Origin of the sequence: Georgenia sunbinii, from assembly GCF_036421875.1 — a bacterium.
Taxonomy (GTDB): Bacteria; Actinomycetota; Actinomycetes; order Actinomycetales; family Actinomycetaceae; genus Georgenia_B; species Georgenia_B sunbinii.
Window position 1 is genome coordinate 17,802 of the sequence record NZ_JAZGOL010000010.1, and the last position, 21,205, is coordinate 39,006.

19 protein-coding genes are annotated in these 21,205 nt (G+C 71.8%); 10 read left to right on the forward strand and 9 right to left on the reverse strand.

Going from position 1 to position 21,205, the window contains the following annotated elements:
* Positions 1–115: 115 nt before the first annotated feature.
* Together rfbA and V2J52_RS16260 are read left to right on the forward strand one after the other, a co-directional pair.
* Positions 116–982, forward strand: a complete 867-nt coding sequence (gene rfbA / locus V2J52_RS16255; RefSeq protein ID WP_331228787.1) for a glucose-1-phosphate thymidylyltransferase RfbA — start codon at positions 116–118, stop codon at positions 980–982.
* 50 nt (positions 983–1,032) lie between these two features.
* Entirely contained in the window at positions 1,033–1,335 is a 303-nt protein-coding gene (locus V2J52_RS16260) for a Dabb family protein (protein WP_331228788.1), read from the forward strand.
* 31 nt (positions 1,336–1,366) lie between these two features.
* Here V2J52_RS16260 and rfbD read toward each other — a convergent pair whose 3' ends face one another.
* A complete protein-coding gene (gene rfbD, locus V2J52_RS16265; RefSeq protein ID WP_331228789.1) occupies positions 1,367–2,233 on the reverse strand; it encodes a dTDP-4-dehydrorhamnose reductase in 867 nt (288 codons plus the stop codon).
* A 63-nt stretch (positions 2,234–2,296) separates the two neighbouring features.
* Here rfbD and V2J52_RS16270 point away from each other — a divergent pair, with 63 nt between their 5' ends.
* Positions 2,297–2,914, forward strand: a complete 618-nt coding sequence (locus V2J52_RS16270) for a dTDP-4-dehydrorhamnose 3,5-epimerase family protein (protein ID WP_331228790.1) — start codon at positions 2,297–2,299, stop codon at positions 2,912–2,914.
* 24 nt (positions 2,915–2,938) lie between these two features.
* Here the strand turns inward: V2J52_RS16270 and V2J52_RS16275 are convergent, their stop codons facing one another.
* Both V2J52_RS16275 and V2J52_RS16280 read right to left on the reverse strand, forming a co-directional pair.
* Positions 2,939–3,943, reverse strand: coding sequence for an excalibur calcium-binding domain-containing protein (locus V2J52_RS16275; protein WP_331228791.1), 1,005 nt, complete (start codon positions 3,941–3,943; stop codon positions 2,939–2,941).
* 135 nt (positions 3,944–4,078) lie between these two features.
* Positions 4,079–6,040: an N-acetylmuramoyl-L-alanine amidase gene (locus V2J52_RS16280; RefSeq protein WP_331228792.1), complete on the reverse strand. Its 1,962-nt coding sequence runs from the start codon at positions 6,038–6,040 to the stop codon at positions 4,079–4,081.
* 82 nt (positions 6,041–6,122) lie between these two features.
* Here V2J52_RS16280 and V2J52_RS16285 point away from each other — a divergent pair, with 82 nt between their 5' ends.
* Together V2J52_RS16285 and rfbB are read left to right on the forward strand one after the other, a co-directional pair.
* Positions 6,123–7,448 (forward strand): UDP-glucose dehydrogenase family protein, encoded by a 1,326-nt coding sequence (locus V2J52_RS16285; protein WP_331228793.1) that lies wholly within the window; start codon positions 6,123–6,125, stop codon positions 7,446–7,448.
* 43 nt (positions 7,449–7,491) lie between these two features.
* Positions 7,492–8,484: a dTDP-glucose 4,6-dehydratase gene (gene rfbB / locus V2J52_RS16290; protein WP_331228794.1), complete on the forward strand. Its 993-nt coding sequence runs from the start codon at positions 7,492–7,494 to the stop codon at positions 8,482–8,484.
* 383 nt (positions 8,485–8,867) lie between these two features.
* Here the strand turns inward: rfbB and V2J52_RS16295 are convergent, their stop codons facing one another.
* From V2J52_RS16295 to V2J52_RS16310, 4 genes are all read right to left on the reverse strand, one after another.
* Entirely contained in the window at positions 8,868–9,737 is an 870-nt protein-coding gene (locus V2J52_RS16295; RefSeq protein WP_331228795.1) for a DNA-formamidopyrimidine glycosylase family protein, read from the reverse strand.
* A 219-nt stretch (positions 9,738–9,956) separates the two neighbouring features.
* Positions 9,957–10,943, reverse strand: coding sequence for a Gfo/Idh/MocA family protein (locus tag V2J52_RS16300; protein WP_331228796.1), 987 nt, complete (start codon positions 10,941–10,943; stop codon positions 9,957–9,959).
* Complete coding sequence (locus V2J52_RS16305; protein WP_331228797.1) at positions 10,943–12,046, reverse strand: DegT/DnrJ/EryC1/StrS family aminotransferase; 1,104 nt, start codon at positions 12,044–12,046, stop codon at positions 10,943–10,945. The genes V2J52_RS16300 and V2J52_RS16305 overlap by 1 nt, the downstream gene beginning before the upstream one ends.
* A complete protein-coding gene (locus tag V2J52_RS16310; protein ID WP_331228798.1) occupies positions 12,043–12,642 on the reverse strand; it encodes an acyltransferase in 600 nt (199 codons plus the stop codon). Before V2J52_RS16310 ends, V2J52_RS16305 begins: the two co-directional genes overlap by 4 nt.
* Before the next feature lie 166 nt (positions 12,643–12,808).
* On the opposite strand from V2J52_RS16310, the gene V2J52_RS16315 reads away from it, so the two are divergent.
* From V2J52_RS16315 to V2J52_RS16330, 4 genes are all read left to right on the forward strand, one after another.
* Entirely contained in the window at positions 12,809–13,558 is a 750-nt protein-coding gene (locus tag V2J52_RS16315) for a glycosyltransferase family 2 protein (RefSeq protein ID WP_331228799.1), read from the forward strand.
* A 14-nt stretch (positions 13,559–13,572) separates the two neighbouring features.
* The gene (locus tag V2J52_RS16320) at positions 13,573–14,007 is read left to right on the forward strand and encodes a DUF2304 domain-containing protein (RefSeq protein ID WP_331228800.1); all 435 of its coding nucleotides are present in this window, start codon (positions 13,573–13,575) and stop codon (positions 14,005–14,007) included.
* 75 nt (positions 14,008–14,082) lie between these two features.
* On the forward strand, positions 14,083–15,312 hold the full coding sequence (locus tag V2J52_RS16325) for an LCP family protein (protein WP_331228801.1): 1,230 nt from the start codon (positions 14,083–14,085) through the stop codon (positions 15,310–15,312).
* Positions 15,313–15,385: 73 nt separating this feature from the next.
* A complete protein-coding gene (locus tag V2J52_RS16330) occupies positions 15,386–16,669 on the forward strand; it encodes an LCP family protein (RefSeq protein WP_331228802.1) in 1,284 nt (427 codons plus the stop codon).
* Positions 16,670–16,787: 118 nt separating this feature from the next.
* Here the strand turns inward: V2J52_RS16330 and V2J52_RS16335 are convergent, their stop codons facing one another.
* Positions 16,788–17,699 carry an alpha/beta hydrolase gene (locus V2J52_RS16335; RefSeq protein ID WP_331228803.1) on the reverse strand — a complete coding sequence of 304 codons (912 nt, stop codon included), beginning with the start codon at positions 17,697–17,699 and terminating at the stop codon, positions 16,788–16,790.
* A gap of 50 nt (positions 17,700–17,749) precedes the next feature.
* Here V2J52_RS16335 and V2J52_RS16340 point away from each other — a divergent pair, with 50 nt between their 5' ends.
* A complete protein-coding gene (locus V2J52_RS16340) occupies positions 17,750–20,698 on the forward strand; it encodes a cation-translocating P-type ATPase (RefSeq protein WP_491062196.1) in 2,949 nt (982 codons plus the stop codon).
* A gap of 34 nt (positions 20,699–20,732) precedes the next feature.
* On the opposite strand, the gene V2J52_RS16345 is transcribed toward V2J52_RS16340, so the two are convergent.
* Positions 20,733–21,149, reverse strand: coding sequence for a CoA-binding protein (locus tag V2J52_RS16345; RefSeq protein ID WP_331228805.1), 417 nt, complete (start codon positions 21,147–21,149; stop codon positions 20,733–20,735).
* Positions 21,150–21,205: the final 56 nt, after the last annotated feature.

A 21,205-nucleotide genomic window follows, 5' to 3' on the forward strand; every position in this document is an offset into this window, starting at 1 on the left:
CCCCCGGTGCCGGCCGCGCGGGACGCGACCTGTCATGACTGGTCGCATCCTACGGCGAGCCGTCCGGGGCTGCGAGGCGGACGCCTGACGCCGCCCGATAAGACAGACTGGGGGGATGCGAGGGATCATTCTGGCCGGCGGGTCCGGCACACGGCTCCACCCGATCACCATCGGCGTGAGCAAGCAGCTGGTACCGGTGTACGACAAGCCGATGATCTACTACCCGCTGACCACGCTCATGCTCGCGGGGATCCGCGATGTGCTGGTCATCACCACGCCGCACGACCAGGAGGCCTTCGTCCGGCTGCTGGGTGACGGCTCGCAGTTCGGCATCTCGATCTCCTACCGGGTGCAGGAGGTCCCCAACGGGCTGGCGCAGGCGTTCGTGCTCGGCGAGGAGTTCATCGGCGCCGACTCCGCGGCACTGGTGCTGGGCGACAACATCTTCTACGGCCCAGGCTTGGGCCAGACCCTGTCGAGGTTCCGCGACGTTCGCGGTGGTGCGGTCTTCGCGTACCACGTGGCCGACCCCACCTCCTACGGCGTGGTCGAGTTCGACGCCGACTTCAAGGCGGTGTCCCTCGAGGAGAAGCCGGCCGAGCCCAAGAGCTCCTACGCCGTGCCCGGGATGTACTTCTACGACAACGACGTCGTCGAGATCGCCAAGAACCTGGTGCCGTCCCCGCGCGGCGAGTACGAGATCACCGACGTCAACCGGGCCTACCTGGAGCGCGGCGACCTCCACGTGGAGGTGCTGCCGCGCGGCACCGCGTGGCTGGACACCGGCACCTTCGACTCGCTCGCCGACGCGACCAGCTTCGTGCGCACCGTCGAGGCCCGCCAGGGCCTGAAGATGGGCTGCCCCGAGGAGGTCGCCTGGCGCCAGGGGTTCCTCTCCGACGACGAGCTCGCCGCCCGCGCCGAGGCGCTGAGCAAGTCCGGCTACGGGGACTACCTCCGTAGCCTCCTCGAGCGCCGCTGACCGCTTTACCCACCAACACCATCACCGCAGAGAACACAGGAGTTACTGCTATGCCGATCGAGCACACCGTCGCCTTCCGCCTCTCGTTCGCACCGGGATCGGCCGAGGAGACCGACTTCCTCGCCGAGGCACGCACCGCGCTGACCTCCATCCCCGGCGTCGAGGGGTTCGCGATCATGCGTCAGGTGAGCCCGAAGAGCCCCCTCGTGTGGCAGTTCCGGATGCGGTTCGCCGACCAGGCGACCTATGACGCCTACGACTCCCACCCCACGCACGTCGACTTCGTCGAGCGCCGTTGGAAGCGCGACGTCGCGGAGTTCCAGGAGCTCGACTTCGTCGAGGCGACCAGCTGAGCGCGGGCTGAGCGGTCCGGGGCTGCTCGGGTCAGCTGCCTTCGAGGACGGCGGGTGCGGCGGCGGCCCAGCGCTCTGCCCACGGACCGATGGGTTCGACGCCGGCGGCCCGCAGCGCGTCGTGGCCGAGCACCGAGTAGGCCGGGCGGGGCGCCGGGCGCGGGAAGTCCGCCGAGGTCGTCGGGAGCACCATGCCCGGCTCCCTGCCGAGCGTCTGCACGATCTGCTGCGTGAACCCGTGCCAGGAGACCTCACCGGTCGAGGTGCCGTGGTAGGTACCGGCCGGCGCGCCAGCCGCCACAAGACGGATGATGAGGTCGGCGAGGTCGGTGGTCCACGTGGGCTGGCCCACCTGGTCGGCGACCACCGAGAGCTCGTCCCGGCCGGCGGCCAGTCGTGCCATCGTCTTGGGGAAGCACGGCCCGTGCGCGCCGTAGAGCCACGCCGTGCGGACGACGAGGTGGTCGGGGCACTCGGCGCGCACCGCCCACTCCCCCGCGGCCTTGGTCCGGCCGTACGCGGAGCGCGGGGCGAGCGGCGCGTCCTCGGCGTACGGCTCGGTGGCAGCGCCGTCGAAGACGTAGTCGGTGGAGACCTGCACCATCCGCGCCCCGGCCCGCCGGGCGGCGCGCGCCAACAGCTGCGGGCCGACCGCGTTGAGCGCGAACGCGCTCGCCTCGTCCGTTTCGGCGTCGTCCACCGCGGTCCAGGCCGCGCAGTTGACGACGACGTCGACGTCGCGCACCCGCTCGGCCACCTGACGCGCATCGGTCACGTCGAGGTCGGCCCGCCCCAGCGCGAGCACCGGAGCCCCGCGGGCGCGCAGCGCCTCGACCAGGTCGGTCCCCAACATGCCACCGGCGCCGGCCACCAGCCAGCGAGTCTGCTCGACGTCCACGACCAGAGCCTATGCGCACCGCCGGTAACCTGGAGCCACTGCCGTCTGACCTGAGGAGGACCCGTGGAGTTCCGCGAGCTGAGTGTGCCCGGCGCCTGGGAGATGACCCCCCGCCAGATCGGTGACGCGCGGGGCATCTTCCTCGAGGCGTTCAGCGAGCCGGCCTTCACCCGTGCGGTGGGCCACCCGCTGGACCTGCGGCAGGTCAACACCTCGGTCTCCGCTGCCGGGGTGCTGCGCGGCATCCACTTCGCCGAGGTCCCGCCCTCGCAGGCGAAGTACGTCATGTGCACCAGGGGCGCGGTGCTGGACGTCGTCATCGACATCCGCGTCGGCTCCCCGACGTTCGGCCAGTGGGACAGCGTGCTGCTCGACGACGTCGACCGCCGTGCCATGTACGTGTCCGAGGGGCTGGGCCACGCGTTCCTTGCCCTCGAGGACGACTCCACCGTCATCTACCTGTGCTCGGCCACCTACGCTCCGGGCCGTGAGCACGGCATCGACCCGCTGTGCCCGACGATCGGTATCGACTGGCCGACGACCGACCGGCACGGCCGCCCGCTCGAGCACCTGCTGTCCGACAAGGACCGTGACGCTCCCGACCTCCCCACCGCCCAGGCGGCCGGGCTACTGCCCACGATCGAGGCCGTCAACGCGCACCTCGCCACGCTGCGCGGTTAGGCGCAGCGTGGCGAGGACGGCTGCTCAGCCGAAGTAGCTCTCGCAGGCAGTGCCGTCCTTGTCCCCGTCGAGACGGTGCACGTCACCACGCCCCTGCTTCTTCCAGTAGACATAGGTGGCCTGGGCCAGGGCCTGCGTCCTGAAGTCCTTGCAGTCGAGGTCCGGGCTCGCTGCCCGCACGTTGGACGGCCGTGACGGCGTCGGCTTCGGAGCCGGCTTCGGGGCCGGCTGCGGCGACGGGGTCCAGACCCGGCGCAGGCCGATGGTGTCCTTGCGGTCGCCGTTCCAGTCACCGACGAACACCGTGTCGCTCGAACCCCCGTAGGACTCGACCCGGTCTGCGCTACCACCGCGGATGGCGTTGGCGATGTGGTACTGCTTGCCGCGCCGCACCGCGAAGGTGTCGCGGCGGTCGCCGTTCCAGTCCCCGACGAGGATCTCGTCGTTCGCCCGGCCGTAGTTGACGACCTGATCGGCGGCGCCGCCACGCAGCGAGTTCTTCACGTGGTAGGTCTTGCCGCGCCGCACCGCGAAGGTGTCGCGGCGGTCGCCGTTCCAGTCCCCGACCAGCACCGTGTCATCGGTCTTGCCGTAGGAGATCACGCGGTCAGCATCGCCGCCGCGGACGGAGTTCTTTACGTGGTAGGTCTTGCCGCGCCGCACTGCGAGGGTGTCGACGCCGTCGCCGTTCCAGTCCCCGACGAGGACGACGTCCCCGGCGCGCCCGTAGCGGAAGACCTTGTCCGCGGTGCCGCCGGTCGGCGAGTTCGACACGTAGAACGTGTTTCCTCGGCGGATCGCCAGCGAGTCGCGGCCGTCGCCGTTCCAGTCGCCGACGAACAGCTCGTCACCGTCCCGGCCGTAGGTGAAGCGGTGGGCGGTGCTGCTGAAGTTGTTGGTGAGGAAGTACTCGTTGCCGTTGCCGCCCACCTCTCCTCCCTTGGCTTGCACCGGACCGACCGGGCTGACGACGAGCCCGGCGACAAGGGCGGCCAACGCCGCGAACGACAGTGAACGACGGATCTTCACATGAACTCCTCTTGCACTCCGCGGCAGGATTAGCCGCGCGACAAGCGAATCGTAGGGAGTTCCGACAGCCGCCGAGCGGCTTTTCCGCGCTGCTCAGCGCGCTGAGGCATGACATCGCTCACAGCGTGCCGACCGTCAGTCCCGCCGCACCCCGAGCGTGTCGCGGCGGTCGCCGTTCCAGTCGCCCACGAGCACGACGTCGTCCCTGCGGCCGTAGCTGAACACGGTGTCCGCGTCGCCACCGGCCATCACGTTCCGCACGTGGTACGCGCTGCCCCGACGGACCGTGAACGTGTCCTCGCGGTCGCCGTCCCAGTCACCCACGAGCACGACGTCGCTGCTGCGGCCGTAGTGGAACGCGATGTCGGCGTCGCCACCGGCCATCGCGTTGCGCACGTGGTACTCGGCGCCGCGCCGCACCGCGAAGGTGTCGGTGCCGTCGCCGTCCCAGTCACCGACGAGCACCTTGTCGTCGGTCTTGCCGTAGACGACGAGGCGATCGGCGGAGCCGGGTGCGATCGAGTTCTTCACGTGGTACTCCCGGCCCCTTCGCACCGCGAAGGTGTCGGTGCCGTCGCCGTTCCAGTCACCGACGAGCACGACGTCGTCCGCGCGCCCGTACCGCACCACCGTGTCCGCGCGGCCGCCGCGGAAGGAGTTGTAGACGTGGTACTCGTTGCCACGTCGCAACGCGAGGGTGTCGACGCCGTCGCCGTCCCAGTCACCGACGAGGACATCGTCGCCCGGGAGCCCGAGCTGGAACATCAGGTCCGCGGGTCCGCCGACGAGCGAGTTCTTCAGGTGGTACTCGACGACGTCGTCGGGACTGGTCGCGGTCCGTTCGTCGACGTCCCTGATGAGGGCCGGTATCCGCGCGTAGATGTTGTCGCCCGGGCAGGTGGTCGCACCGACGTCGCGGTGGGCGAAGATCCGCCGCAGCGCCTGACCCGCGGGACGCGCGGCGGTGCCGGGTGAGGTGAAGCCGCTGGTGTCCGCGGCGTCGAGACCGGCGTCGGCGAACTGCCAGGCGATGACGCCGGCCATGGTGTCGAGGACCCGCTGCGGCGCGCGGAGCGTCGAGTAGTCGCCCAGCACGGAGATGCCGAGGGTCCCGTAGTTGAAGCTCCTGGCGTGGGCGCCCTCGGGCATCTGGCCCGGTGGGGACGCGAGCGATCCGGAGCGGCCCTCGAAGACCTGGCCGTACTTGTCAACGAGGAAGTTGTAGCCGATGTCGCCCCAGCCGCGGCTGACCGCGTGGTAGTGGTAGATCCCCCGGACGATGCCCGGCGACTGCGCCGCGGTGTAGCTGTTGGTGCCGGCGGTGTGATGGACCACGGCCGCCCGCAGCGCGTAGTTCTCCGGCTCCCACGTCATGAGCGACTCGTTCGCGCCCCAGCCTGGCCGGCTGACCACGCCCGGGCGAGCCGCGGCCGGGCGAGCCGTCCTCGTCGTGGCTGCGCTCGGCCGGGCCGCCCGCGCCGCTGCCGGGCTCACGCCGGCCGCCGCGCCGTCGGCCCCGTCCTCGTCGGCCGGGTTGGCCGGGTTGGCCGGGTTGGCCGGGATGAGGTGCAGCTCGAGCCCTGCTGGCGCCGTCGCGCCAAGAACCTGTACCTGGACCCCGGTGGCACCGGCCGCGATGTACGGCTCGCTCCCGGGCGTGGTCTCACCTGACTCCGCCGGTGGCTCGTCATCGGCCTCGAGCGCGGACCAGTCGGTCCACTCCTCGCCGTTGCGGGTGCGGATGAGGAGCTCGACGTCGGCGGCGAGGCCGCTGTCCCAGGTGAGAGCGGCGACGTAGAACTCCTCCGTCACCAGTGGCTCGGTCAGTACGACCGCAGCGGCGTCGTCGTCCGGGACGGCGAACGGGGTGGCACGCGACCGAGGCGCGGCCACCGCCTCGCCGTCGACGACGACCGGCTCGCCGTCGGGAGTGGTCAGCTCGAGCGTGGTGACCGGGCGCTCGGGCGGGAGCCCGGTGCCGGCCGGGGCCGGCACCGGACCGGTATCTCCGTCGTCACCGACCGCTGCTGTCGAGGTAAGAGCGAGGGCGCCGGTCAAAACGGCGCCGAGGACGGCTGAGGTCGTGGGACGAACCATGCCTCGATCATCACATCCGCGAAGAGGGCCGGCCAAGCGTGGTCTCATCTCGCCCTCACAGATGCGCGTTACGGTTGCTCCCATGCAGATCTCAGTGATTGGTTGTGGGTACCTGGGTGCGGTGCACGCGGCGTCGATGGCGGAGCTGGGCCACGACGTCGTGGGGATCGACGTCGATGCGGCCAAGGTCGCGTTGCTGTCCCAGGGCCGGGCCCCGTTCCACGAGCCGGGCTTCGACGAGCTGCTGGGGCGCCACGTGGCCTCGGGCAGGCTGCGGTTCTCCACCGACTACGCCGACGCCGCGCACGCGCAGGTCCACTTCGTGGGCGTGGGCACCCCGCAGAAGGAGGACTCCTTCGCCGCGGACCTCACCTACGTCCACGCCGCGTTCACCTCGCTCCTGCCCCACCTGAAGTCCCACCCCGATAGCCCCACCCTGGTGGTGGGCAAGTCCACCGTCCCGGTCGGCACCGCTGCCGAGCTCGCCGACCCCATCCACGCCGCCGGCGCGGTCCTGGTGTGGAACCCCGAGTTCCTGCGCGAGGGCTTCGCGGTGCAGGACACCATCTCCCCCGACCGCATGGTCTACGGCCTGCCCACCGAGCCCGCCGCCCACGCCGCCGGCCAGCAGGTGCTGGACCAGGTCTACGACAACCTCATCACCGTCCAGCAGATCCCCCGGATGGTCACCGACTACGCCACCGCCGAGCTGGTCAAGGTCGCCGCCAACTCCTTCCTGGCCACCAAGATCTCCTTCATCAACGCCATGGCCGAGCTGTGCGAGGCCACCGGCGCCGACGTCACCCAGCTCGCCCAAGCCATCGGTTACGACGACCGCATCGGAGCCAAGTTCCTGCGCGCCGGCATCGGCTTCGGCGGCGGCTGCCTGCCCAAGGACATCCGCGCCTTCATGGCCCGCGCCGGCGAGCTCGGCGTCGACCAGGCACTGACCTTCCTGCGCGAGGTCGACTCCATCAACGACCGTCGCCGCGACCACGTCTTCAACCTCGCCACCCGCGCCCTGGGCGGCAACGTCGCCGGCAAGCGCGTCGCCGTCCTGGGAGCCACCTTCAAGCCCGACACCGACGACCTGCGCGACTCCCCCGCCCGGGACATCGCCGCCTGCCTCACCGGCGCCGGCGCCGACGTCGTCATCACCGACCCCCAGGCCGGCCCCATCCTGCGCCGCACCCGACCCGACATGACCGTCGCCCAGACCGCCACCGAGGCCATCACCGGCGCCCAGCTCACCCTCCTGCTCACCGAGTGGACCGACTTCCGCCAGCTCGACCCCACCACCACCCACGCCCTGCCCGCGAACGCCACCATCATCGACGGCCGCAACGTCCTCGACCCCCAGCAGTGGCGCGACGCCGGCTGGACCTTCCACTCCATCGGACGCCCGTAGTGGCGGGCATACTGGGTGCTCGCGATCTTCGGAGGGTGACGACATGCATGTTCTGGTGACCGGCGGTGCTGGCTTCATCGGGGCGAACTTCGTGCGGCAGACCGTCGCCGAGCGCCCCGACGCCAAGGTGACCGTGCTCGACAAGCTCACCTACGCCGGGAGCGCGTCGTCCATCGACGGGGTCGAGCGGGTGACGCTGGTGACCGGTGACGTCGCCGACGCCGACGTCGTCGACCCGCTGGTGGCCGAGGCGGACGTCGTCGTGCACTTCGCGGCGGAGTCGCACAACGACAACTCGCTGCGTGACCCGTCGCCGTTCGTCCGGACCAACCTCATCGGGACCTTCACCCTGCTCGAGTCGGTCCGGCGCCACGGCACGCGCTACCACCACATCTCCACCGACGAGGTGTACGGCGACCTCGAGCTCGACGACCCGGCGAAGTTCACCGAGACCACGCCGTACAACCCGTCGTCGCCGTACTCGGCGACCAAGGCCGGCTCCGACCTGCTCGTGCGGGCCTGGGTGCGTTCCTTCGGGATCGCTGCGACGCTGTCGAACTGCTCGAACAACTACGGGCCGTACCAGCACATCGAGAAGTTCATCCCGCGGCAGATCACCAACCTCATCGACGGCGTCCGCCCCAAGCTGTACGGCGCCGGGCAGAACGTGCGCGACTGGATCCACGTCGTCGACCACAACCGGGCGGTGTGGGACATCATCGACCGCGGCGAGATGGGCCGGACCTACCTCATCGGCGCCGACGGCGAGCTGAACAACAAGCAGGTCGTCGAGCTCATCCTCGAGCTCATGGGCCGCGAGCCCGACGACTACGAGCACGTCGCCGACCGCCCTGGCCACGACCTGCGCTACGCCATCGACAACACCGCGCTGCGCGAGGAGCTCGGCTGGCGCCCGCAGTTCGCGGACTTCCGCGACGGCCTGCGCAACACCATCGAGTGGTACCGCGCCAACGAGGCGTGGTGGCGCCCCGCCAAGGCCTCCGTCGAAGCCGGCTACGCCGCCACCAACCAGTAGCCCGGACCCCTCCGCGCCCCCCGCTTTCGCACCGAGAGCGGGATTGTCCACGGGCCAGCCCCATCTCGCACCAGTCCTTCTCGCGCCCCCGCTTTCGCACCGAGAGCGGGATTGTCCACGGGCCAGCCCCATCTCGCACCGGCCCTTCTCGCGCCGGCCCTTCTCGCGCCCCCGCTTTCGCGCCGAGAGCAGGATTGTCCACGGGCGAGCCCCCTGTCGCGGGGGGGGGGGGGGGGGGGGGGGGGGGGGGGGGGAGGGGNCCGAGAGCGGGATTGTCCACGGGCCAGATCCGCGGACAATCCCGCTCTCGGCACCATGGGGGCCAGCGCGGGCGAGCACGAGCGGGTGCGCGGGCGATGACCGTGCGGGCGGCCGAGGGTGCGTCAGCGCAGGAGCTTGGACATCCGGCGGTCGGCCAGCCGCTTCCCGCCGGTCTGGCAGGTGGGGCAGTACTGCAGCGAGGAGTCGGCGAAGGACACCTCAGCGACGCTGTCACCGCAGACCGGGCACGGCTGCCCGGTGCGGCCGTGCACCGCCATGCCCGAGCGCTTGACGTCCTTGAGCTCCGCCGCCGCCTTGCCGGCCGCCGCACGGATCGCGGCGTCGAGCACCGCGGCGATGCTGTCGAACAGTCGGTCGCGGGCGTCGTCGTCCAGCGACCGGGTGAGGGCGAACGGGCTGAGCCTGGCGGCGTGGAGGATCTCGTCGGAGTAGGCGTTGCCGATCCCGGCGATCACACCCTGGTCTCGCAGGAGGCCTTTGACCTGCTGGTTCTTGGCGTCGAGCAGGCCGTCGAAGAGCTCCCGGGAGAACGCCTCGGCGAGCGGATCCACGCCGAGCGAGGCGATCCGCTCGACGTCGGCCGGCTGCCGGACGACGTGGATCGCCAGGCTTTTCTTCGTGCCGGCCTCGGTGAGGTCGAAGGCGCCGTCGTCGAGCACCACGCGGGCTGCCAGCCCCGACCGCCCGGCTCGCGGAACGCCGGCCGGGGCGGTGTCGTGCCACCGCAGCCAGCCGGCCCGCGCGAGGTGGAGGACGAGGTGCAGGTCGCCGTCGGGTGCCTGCGTGGCGACGGCGATCCACTTGCCGTGCCGGTGCACGCCGCTGACCGTGGCACCAACCAGTGCCGTCGGCGGCGGGTCGTAGGTCTTCAGCGCCGGGAAGGAGGTGACGTGCACAGCGCGCACCAGCCGGCCCGTGGTGCGGGCGGCGAGCACCTGCACCAGGGCTTGCACCTCCGGAAGCTCGGGCACCAGAGCAGTCTGGCAGAGGCCACCGAGCCTGGACAGGCCCGGTGGCGAGCGTGGCCCTGGGCGGACCAGCGCCGCGACAGCGTCGATAATCCCGCTGTCGGCGACAATCCGGCTGTCGGCGACAAACCTGCTGTCGGCGACAAGTCTGCTGTCGACGACAAGTCTGCTGTCGGCGACAAGTCGGCTGTCGGCGAGGAGACTGCTGTCGGTGCAGGGCGGTCAGAGGGTGACGGTGCGGGCCTCACGGGCGGCGGTGAGGATGGCTTCGACGACGGTGAGGGTGTGGACGCCCTCGGTCATGGTGACGATGTCGCCGCCGTTGCCCAGGACGGCGTCGCGGAAGTGTTCCTGCTCGACGGCGAGCGGCTCGCGCTTGGCGATGGCGTAACGCACGACGTCGCCCTCGGTCACGCCGCGGAAGGCGGCGACCCGGTCCCAGGCGGTGGGCACGGTGCCGTTGGCGTAGAAGGTGAGGTCGCCGGCCATGGTGTCGGCGACGAACGCGCCGCGCTCGCCGGTCACCACGGTGAGGCGTTCCTTGATCGGTGAGAGCCAGTTGACCACGTGGGACACGATCACCCCCGACTCCAGCCGGCCGGTGGCCACCATCATGTCCTCGTGCTCGCGCCCCGAGCGGTGGGTGACCTGCGCGCTGACCGAGGCGTACCGGCTGCCGGCGACGTAGGTAGTGAGGTCGACGTCGTGGGTCGCCAGGTCCTTGACCACCCCGACGTCGGAGATCCGCGACGGGAACGGGCCCTGCCGGCGGGTCTGGATCTGGTAGACCTGCCCGAGCTCACCGGCGGCCAGCCGGTGGCGCAGCTCCAGGATCGCGGGGTTGCACCGCTCGACGTAGCCGACCGCGCCCACCAGCCCGGCGGTCTCGAACGCCGCGGCGACCCGCCGGCCGGCGCCGGCGGTGTGGGCGATCGGCTTCTCGATCATGGTGTGGACGCCGGCGGCGGCCAGCGCCAGGCCGACCTCCTCGTGGTAGATCGTGGGCACCGCGACCATCGCGGCGTCGATCCCGGCAGCGATGAGTGCCTCGACGTCCGGCAGCACCGGCAGCCCGCCGGCCACCCCGAAGGTGTCCCCGGCCGGGTCGGCGACCGCGACCAGCTCGACGCCGGCCGTCTGCCGGATCACCCGGGCGTGGTGGCGGCCCATCGACCCCAGCCCGATCAGTCCCACCCGCAGGTCAGCCATCACGCACCCGCCCCGACCGCGGCGTTGACCCCGGCCACGACGCGCTCCAGGTCTCCCTGGCTCAGCGAGGGGTGGACCGGCAGCGAGATCACCTCGGCGGCGGCCTTCTCGGTCTGCGCGAGCTCCAGCCCCGGCGCGAACCGCGCCAACGACGCCAGCCGATGGTTGGGGATCGGGTAGTACACCCCGCACCCCACCTGGTGCTCCTCACGCAGCGCGGTGACGATCCGGTCGCGCTCCGTCGCCTCGACCCGGATCGTGTACTGGTGGTAGACGTGCACCGCCCCGGGCGCCACCGCCGGGGTCACCACACCGCGCAGGTTCGCGTCCAGGAACGCCGCGTTCGCCTGCCGGGCGGCCGTCCAGCCGGGCAGCTTGCCCAGCTGCACCCGGCCGATCGCGGCGTGGATGTCGGTCATCCGTACGTTCAGCCCGATCACCTCGTTGGCGTACTGCTGCTCCATGCCCTGGTTGCGCAGCAGCCGCACCGCCCGCGCCACCTCGTCGGACTCGCACGCCACCATTCCCCCCTCACCGGAGGTCATGTTCTTCGTCGGGTAGAGCGAGAACATCGCGAACTTCCCCCACGTGCCCACCATCTGCCCGTCCAGGCTCGCGCCGTGCGCCTGGGCCGCGTCCTCGAAGATCGCCAGCCCGAGCTCCTGCGCGATCGCCGACAGCTCGGCCATCGCGGCCGGGTGCCCGTACAGGTGCACCGGCATGATCCCGACCGTCCGGTCGGTCACCGCCGCCCGCACCGCCGCCGGGTCCAGCCCGAAGTAGTTCGGCTCGATGTCGACGAACACCGGCGTCGCGCCCGTCAATGCCACCGAGTTGGCCGTCGCCGCGAAGGTGAACGACGGCACGATCACCTCGTCACCAGGGCCCACCCCGCACGCCAGCAGCCCGACGTGCAGCCCCGCCGTCCCCGAGCTCACCGCCTGGCACCGGCGCCCCGGCACCAGCGCCGCCCCGAACTCCTCCTCGAACGCTGCCACCTGCGGTCCCTGCGCCACCATCCCGCTGCGCAGCACGGCGTCCACCGCCGCCCGCTCCTCGTCGCCGATGGTCGGCTTCGCGGCGGGAATCATCGGAAGACTCATGGTGCGGTCACCTCGTGGAGTGCGTCGTCGTGGAGTGCGTACTGCTGGTCGGTGACGGGGCAGCGCAGGCCGCCGTCGTCGGCGGGCACGAGCCGGTGGCCGGCGCGGCCGACCCAGCCGATCTGCCGGGCGGGGACGCCGGCGACCAGCGCGTAGGGCGGGACGTCGCGGGTGACGACGGCGCCGGCGGCCACCGTTGCCCAGGCGCCGACGTGGACCGGGGCGACGCAGACGGCGCGGGCGCCGATCGAGGCGCCCTCGTCGATCCGCACGCCGACGGGCGCCCAGTCGGCGGCGGACTTCGCCGTGCCGTCGGGGTTGATGGCACGGGGATGGGTGTCGTTGGTGAGGACCGCGGCGGGGCCGATGAACACGCCGTCGGCCAGCTCGGCGGGCTCGTAGACCAGCGCGTAGTTCTGCACCTTGCAGTTGCGGCCCAGCCGCACACCGCTGCCGATGTACGCGCCGCGGCCGATGACGCAGCCGTCGCCGACGACGGCGCCCTCGCGGACCTGGGCCAGGTGCCAGACCGACGCACCGTCGCCGATGACGGCGTCGGGTGAGACGTCGGCGGTCTCGGTGATTCTGGCGGCCATGCTGTCCTTCCGGTCGCTGCCACGGCTGATCCGCCTCAGGCTATCCGAGCGCGCGACGCCCCCGCCCACCACACGTCCTCCCGCCGAGATACCCGAGCTCGGCAGGACACGCCGCTCCGGGGCACCCCACCCCGCCGAGATACCCGATCTCGGCGAAGGAGGCACAATGAGCGCCATGTCCACGCCGTCGCTCCCGCCGCGCCGCGCGGACGACGTGGCCGGTCCTGACGACGTGGCCGAGCACGGCCGGCTCGACGACGCCTGGCTGGTGGTTCCGCTGTTCCAGGAGGAGCAGGTCATCGGTGACGTCATCGCGCTTGCGCGGCAGACCTTCCCGAACGTCGTGTGCATCGACGACGGCTCCACCGACCGCTCCGCCGAGCGCGCTCGCGACGCCGGCGCCGTCGTCGTGCACCACCCGATCAACCTCGGGCAGGGGGCGTCGCTGCAGACCGGCATCAGCTGGGTGCTGGCCGAGACCGACGCCGAGTACCTCGTCACCTTCGACGCCGACGGCCAGCACCAGGCCAGCGAGGCGGCGGCGATGGTCCGCCGGGCCCACGACGAGGGGCTCGCCGTCGTCTTCGGCTCCCGGTTCCTCGACGACCGCACCCGTCCCGGCCTGCTCAAGCGGGTGGTGCTCACGCTCGCGGTCTGGGGGACGAACCGGTCGACCGGGCTGCGGCTGACCGACGCCCACAACGGGCTGCGAGTCATCCGGCGCGACGCGGCCACCGCGCTCGACCTGCACCAGGACCGGATGGCCCACGCCAGCGAGATCGTCAGCCAGCTGGGGCGCACCGGGCTACCGTGGCGCGAGCACCCCGTGCACGTGCTGTACACCGACTACTCGCGCGCCAAGGGCCAGTCCCTGCTCAACTCGGTGAACATCCTCGTCGACCTGCTCTTCCGCTAGCCGCAAGGACCGTCATGCCCGAACAGCTCGTCATCCAGATCCTGCTCCTCGTGGGGATCGGGGGCGTCGCGGCCCTGCTCACCCGCAGCACGGCCGATGCCCGGCACCAGGCGATCCGGCGGATCCTGCTCGTCGGGTTCGTCGCCGTCGCCGCGCTGTCGGTGCTGTTCCCCGACTGGCTCACCTGGCTGGCGGGACTGGTCGGCGTCGGGCGTGGCACCGACCTGCTCGTCTACGCGCTGGTCATCGCGTTCCTCTCCTCGGCGGCCACCACGTATCGCCGGCTCAGCTCGCTCGACCGCAAGATCACCCTCCTCACCCGGGAGCTGGCGCTCGCCCGCGCCCGCCTCGACGACACCACCGCGGCCGTGGAGCACGCCGTCGAGGAGCCGGCGACCGGCCGGGACGACGGCGCCACCGGGCCGGACCTGCGTGGCCATGCCCGCTGATCTGCACAACCTCTCCACCGGCGCACCACCGGGCTGCCGCCGGTGCGGCGTGCCGGCCATCTAGAATCGTCGATTGTGTCTGCCCGCCGAGCCCACCCGCCCCGCCACTCCAGCGGCCGCGCCGGCTTCTCCCGCCTGCGTCGCACCCTCGCGCTGACCACCGTCGGGGCGTTCGTGTTCGTCGGCAGCGGCGCCGCGATCGCCTACAACGACATCCAGGGCAACATCGACCGGCACGACATCGACGAGTACCTCGGTGAGCGCCCGACGACGGCCTCCGGCGAGACTCCGGCGCCGCTGGACCCGGCCGCGGGCGAGGCGATCAACGTCGTCATCCTCGGGTCGGACTCCCGCGACGGCGAGGTCAACGACGAGTACGGCACCACCCCCGAGGGCGACATGCGCTCGGACACCACGATGATCGCCCACCTCTCCGCCGACCGGGAGCGCGTGGAGATCGTCTCGATCCCGCGCGACTCCCTCGTGACCGTCCCGTCCTGCCGGCTGGCCAACGGTTCGTGGACCGAGCCACGCTCCGACGCGATGTTCAACGGTGCGTTCACCACCGGTGGTCAGGGTGGCGACCTCGGCACTGCCGCCGCGTGCACCATGCGGACCATCGAGGAGCTCACCGGCGTGTTCATGGACGACTTCGTCGTCGTCGACTTCGCCGGCTTCATCGACGTCGTCGACGCGCTCGGCGGGGTGCCGATGTGCATCCCAGAAGCGATCGACGACCGACGCGCCAAGCTCCGGCTCGAGGCCGGCGAGCAGGTGCTCGACGGCCGTGACGCGCTCGGCTTCGCCCGGGCCCGCTACGAGGTGCCGGGTAGCAACGGGTCCGACATCGACCGGATCGGCCGGCAGCAGGAGCTGGTCGCCGCGATCGCGCGTGAGGCGCTGGGCAAGAACTTGTTCACCGACCTGCCGGCGCTGTACCGCTTCCTCGACGCCGCCACGTCCACCCTGACCACCGGTTCTCAGCTCGGCTCGATCCCGACGCTCGCCGGGCTGGCCTACTCCATCCGTGGCATCGAGGCGGAGAACATCACTTTCACCACGATGCCGTTCGACTGGGCGGGCAACCGGGTGCGGCCGTCGGCCGACGCCGAGGTGCTGTGGCAGGCGCTGCACAACGACCAGCCGATCGAGGCAACGCTGACCGCCACCGGCGAGGCACCCAGCGATGACCCGACCGACGACGCACCCGCCGACGACGATGTTCCCGACGACGACGCGGACGACACTCCCGCGGCGCCGGGCGACCCGGCCGCGGAGGCGACCGAGCCGCCGATCTGCCCGTGAGTGCCTCCCGCGCCATGGCGGCCGCCGGGACTACCCTTGCGGAGCACCGGACCCGAGACGTGGAGTATTGCCGATGAGGCCAGCTGAGCGCGGGCGTGACGCTCGCCGTCGGCCGCCCGAGGACATGCCCCCGAGCTTTACGCCCGAGGCCGATGTCCCGCGCCCCGACGCCCGTGGTGCCCGCCCCGTCGGCGCCGGCCGTCCCGATGCCACCCGCCAGATGCCCGCCGCCCGGCCGGCGCCGCAGCCCGCACGTCAGTCACTGCGGCCCGCGGCCCCCGAGCAGCAGCGCGCCGGGTCGGCGGCACCACCGCCGGCCTACCCTCCTGGTGCGACCGCGTCGCCCGCCGGCCGGCCCGCCCCTCGCCCCGCGCCGCAGCCCGAGCCCGACGACGGCCGGCCGGCCGCTCCCCCGCGGCCGCCGCGACGTCGTCGTCGAGGCCGCCGGTTCGCCGCGGTGCTGGTCGTGCTGCTCGTGCTCGTGCTCGCCTGGCCGGTGGGGCTGCTCATCTGGGCCAACGGCCAGATCAACCACCTCCCGGCACTCTCGGACGCGGCCGCCACACCGGGGCAGACCTACCTGCTCGCCGGCTCCGACTCGCGCGCCGACGGCGCCGCCGGGGACAGCACCGAGGGCCAACGCTCCGACACCATCATGGTGCTGCACAAGCCCAGCTCGGGCCCTGCCGCACTCGTCTCGCTGCCGCGCGACACCTACACCGACATCCCCGGCCACGGCTTCAACAAGCTCAACGCCGCCTACTCCCTCGGCGGGCCGGAGCTGCTCGTGGCGTCGGTGGAGTCGCTCACCGGGCTGACCGTCGACCACTACGTCGAGATCGGGATGGCCGGCGTCCGCGACGTCGTCGACGCGGTCGGGGGCGTCGAGCTGTGCCTCGACTACGACGTCGACGACTGGCGCAGCAAGCTCGTCTGGGAGGCCGGCTGCCATCCCGCCGACGGCGAGACCGCGCTGGCATTCGCCCGGATGCGGTACGCGGACCCCGACGGCGATATCGGCCGGACCGAGCGCCAGCGGCAGATCGTGTCGGCCATCATCTCCGAGGTCACCGACCCCGCCACGCTGCTCGACCCGCGCGGCCACGTCGACCTCATCGGCTCCGGCCTCGCGTCCATCGTCGTCGACGACGACACCGGGATCATCGACCTGGGCCGGATGGGGCTGGCGTTCCGCAGCGCGACCGGGTCCGACGGCCTCGTCGGCCCGCCACCGATCGCCGACCGCAACCACCGGCCCGGCGGCGTGGGGTCCACCGTGCTGCTCGACCCGGAGCTGGCACCGGACTTCTTCGTCCGGCTGCGCGACGGCGAGCTCACCGCCGCCGACTTCGAGTAGCCCGCGCAACCCCACCATCCCTTCGCCGACAGCAGACTTGTCAGCGACAGCCGACTTGTCGCCGACAGCAGACTTGTCCACGCGCAGCGGCGAGCTCTCGCCGCCGATCTCGAGCAGGTCAGCTGGTCAATCGCACGACCTCAGCCGCGACGGTGTCGAGCAGCAGCTGGAACCCAGGTTCCTCGACCGGGAAGTGCCCGCAGCCGGGCAGCTCCACCACCCGTGTCCGGCCGGCCAGCGCGCTGAGGTAGGTGGTGCTCAGCCTGGTAGGCGTCCACCGGTCGGCGCCGGGATGGACCAGCAGGACCGGCGGCCCGGCATAGTCCGGTGGCGACACCACCGGCTCAGCCTCGAGGAACGACCGGAACCAGGCGAGCGGCATCGTCCCGCCACCGCCACGTGGATCACGAAGCACTGCCGCTGACAGACCGGGATCGTTGGAGATGGTCGACATCGGCGCCGCCCACCGCAGGGGAAGGTGCGCGTGTCGCACCGGCCCGGCGATGAACCTCGACAGCCGCGCCCCGGCCCGCGCCATCCACGGCGCTCGGACGCTCGCGGCACGGACACCGGGGTCAGCGACGTCGAGGAGGCAGGTGGCGATCACCAGGTCACCCAGGCCGGAGACGGCCGCCGTCTCCAGCGCCAGCATGCCGCCCATCGAGGCACCCACGAGGACCAGCGGGCGGTCGTCGTCGATCCGGGCCGCGACGTGGATGAGGACGGCCCGCCAGTCGTCGTAGGTCACGGTGGTCCGGCGGTGCGCCCTGGTACGGCCGTAGCCGGGCAGGTCCACCACGGTGACGAGCGCTCCGCACCCCGCGAGGTGGGCGGCGAAGGGCCACATCGCCGCGGCGTTGCCGCCCGCGCCGTGGATGAGGAGGAACCGCGTGGGCGCCTGCGGATCACCGACGTGCTCCACGTGCAGGTCCCAGGACCGCCATCGCCAGCCCTCAGCGCTGCGGCTGACGTCCGGATCGATCGGGCGGACGTACGGCTCGTACCGGCGGTCGCTCGACGTGAAGGCCACCATCGAACAGTAGGGGTTCACGTCACCAGGCCCGATCGTGTAGCGGTGCCATGTGGCTCAGCACCGCCATTGTCGGGGACCTCGTACCCACCGCGGCCGGAGCACCGGGGGCGCATGATGGCACGGTGAGCACAATCGATGGCGAACCCGGCCCCGGCGCGCGACCGGCGCCGTCGTGGTCCCCCGACCCGACCGTCGAGAGCGCCGAGCAGGTGGCTCGGCGGCTCGGCACCGACCCGACGAGGGGTCTCTCCACCGCCGAGGCCGCACGCCGGCTGGTGGAGGACGGCCCGAACGAGCTGCTCAGCGCGCCACCGGTCCCGCTGTGGCGCCGCGTGCTGGCCCAGTTCCAGGACCCGCTCATCTACCTGCTGCTGGTCGCGGTGCTCATCTCGGCGGGGGCGTGGATGGTCGAGGGGGCCGCTGGCGTGCCGGTCGACGCCGTCGTCATCCTTGCCATCATCGTCCTCAACGCCGTCATCGGGCTCACCCAGGAGGCCAAGGCAGAGGATGCCGTCGCGGCGCTGGGCACGATGACCGCGGCGAGCTCGACCGTGCTGCGCGACGGCCGCCTGCTCACCGTGCCGTCGGCGGAGCTGGTCCGTGGCGACGTGCTCGTGCTCGGCGAGGGTGACGCCGTCGGCGCCGACGCGCGGCTGCTGACGGCGAGCAGCCTGCGGGTGCAGGAGTCCTCCCTCACCGGCGAGAGCTCGGCCGTCGGCAAGAACCCGGCGCCGCTGGAGAGCCCGGTGCCGCTGGGCGACCGCCGCAACATGGTCTACAAGGGCACCGCGGTGCCGCAGGGCGTCGGGCGCGGCGTGGTCACCGCCACCGGCATGGCCACCGAGGTGGGCGCCATCGCCGAGATGCTCGAGGAGACCCAGGAGGACCCCACGCCGCTGGACCGCGAGATCGCGCAGATCTCCAAGGTCCTCGGCATCACGGTGATCATCATCGCGGTCGTCGTCATGGTCGTCACAGCGCTGGTCAACCAGGTGTCCACGGCTTCCGAGCTGATCACCGTGCTGCTGCTCGGCGTGTCGCTCGCGGTGGCCGCTGTGCCGGAGGGGCTGCCCGCGATCCTGTCGGTGGTGCTGGCGATCGGCGTGCAGCGGATGGCCAAGCACCAGGCGGTGGTCAAGCAGCTCGGGTCGGTGGAGACGCTCGGTTCCGCGTCGGTCATCTGCACGGACAAGACCGGCACGCTCACCCGCAACGAGATGACCGTCCAGCGGGTGCGCACCGCGACGGGCGAGGCCGAGGTCGCCGGGGTCGGGTACGCGCCCGAGGGCGAGATCCGGGGCGGCGACGGCGGCCCGCTCGGCGACGCGTCGCGGGAGGGGGTGCTGCACACCCTCGTCGGTGGCTCGCTGGCGAACAACGCCCAGCTTGCGCACACCGACGGCACCTGGACCATCGAGGGCGACCCGACCGAGGCGGCGTTCCTCGTCGCCGCGGGGAAGATGCCCGGCGCGGATGAGCTTACCGGCCGATACCGGCGCGAGGGTGAGATCCCGTTCTCCTCCGAGCGCAAGATGATGTCGGTGCTCGTCCGCGACACCGACGGCCGCCGGCTGCTCGTCGCCAAGGGGGCGCCCGACGTCCTGCTCGGGCGATGCACGCACCAGCGCCGCGGTGAGGACGTCGCCGAGCTCACCGACGCCGACCGCCGGACCGTGCTCGACGGCGTGACCGGCATGACCGAGCGTGCGCTGCGCACGCTGGCGGTCGCCTACCGGCCGCTCCGCGACGACGAGCGGCTCGGTCAGGACGAGGCGGCCGGGGCCGAGGAGCCGCCGGGACCGGACCTTGAAGGCGCCGCGCTGGAGCAGGACCTCATCCTCGTCGGGGTGGTGGGGATCATCGATCCGCCGCGCGAGGAGGCGGCCGTCGCCGTCGCCGACGCCCGCCGGGCCGGCGTGCGCACCGTGATGATCACCGGCGACCACCCGGGCACCGCAGCACGCATCGCCACCGATCTGGGGATCATCGAGGCCGGTGGCCAGGCACTGACCGGCGCCGACCTCGACACGCTGGACGACGCCGCGCTCGCCGACGTCGTCGAGAAGGTCAGCGTCTACGCGCGGGTCTCCCCGCAGCACAAGAACCGTATCGTCGACGCACTGCAAGCCGACGGCAGCGTCGTGGCGATGACCGGCGACGGCGTCAACGACGCGCCCGCCCTGAAGTCCGCCGACATCGGCGTGGCCATGGGGATCACCGGCACAGAGGTGACCAAGCAGGCCGGGAACATGATCCTGGGCGACGACAACTTCGCCACGATCGTCGTGGCCGTGCGGCTCGGCCGGATCGTCTTCGACAACATCAAGAAGTTCATGCGCTACCTGCTGTCATCGAACATGGGCGAGGTCTTCACCGTGTTCTTCGGCGTCGTGCTCGCCGGGGCCATCGGGCTGACCGGAGCGGCCGAGAGTGGCGAGATCGTAGTGCCGCTGCTGGCGGTGCAGATCCTGTGGATCAACCTCGTCACCGACTCGCTGCCGGCGCTGGCGATGGGCGTGGACCCGGAGATCGACGATGTCATGGCCCGCATGCCGCGCGCGTTGACCGAGCGGGTCGTCGACGGTCAGATGTGGGCCGGGATCCTGTTCATCGGACTCGTCATGGGCGCCGCGACGCTGCTGACGATCGACATCTTCCTGCCCGGCGGGCTCATCGAGGGCAACGACAACCTCGAGGTGGCGCGCACCGCCGGCTTCACCACGCTGGTGATCGCACAGCTGTTCAACGCGCTCAACTCGCGGTCGGAGACGACCAGCGCCTTCCACCGCCTGTTCGTCAACCCGTGGCTGTGGGCCGCGCTCGCGGCGGCGTTCGTGCTGCAGATCGCGGTGGTCGAGGTGCCGTTCCTTCAGGTCGCCTTCGGCACCGCGCCACTCGACCTCGCCCACTGGCTGGTCGCCGTCGCCATGGCCTCCTCGGTCCTCTGGTTCGACGAGCTCCGCAAGATCGTCCTGCGAGCGGCAGCACGGCGCTGACCGACGCCGATTCCACCGCCGCGCGGTTCCGTACCTACCCCAGCCCGAGCTGTGGCGCCTCGATCGCCGGGCAGGTGTCCATGACGACCTCGAGGCCGGCTGCCGTCGCGCGGGCGGCCGCGTCCTCGTCGATGACGCCGAGCTGCAGCCAGACCGCCTTCGCCCCGACGGCGATCGCCTCGTCGACCACGGCGCCGGCGAGCGAGGAGTTGACGAACACGTCGACGACGTCGATCTCGCCCGGCACGTCGGCGAGCGTGGGATAGCCCTGCGCGCCGTGCACGGTGTCCGCCTTCGGGTGGACCGGCACGATCTCCATGCCGAGCTCCTGGATGTAGGCGGCGATGTCGTACGCCGTACGTGCCGGGTTCGCGGACAGGCCGACGACGGCCCACCGCCCAGACGTGGTGAGCAGACGTTCGACGACGGCGGGATCGTTGCGGTGGGTCATGTCCGGCCCAACGCCATGGCGCCGGTAGGCATTCCGGCGGCGATGCCGATGGGCTT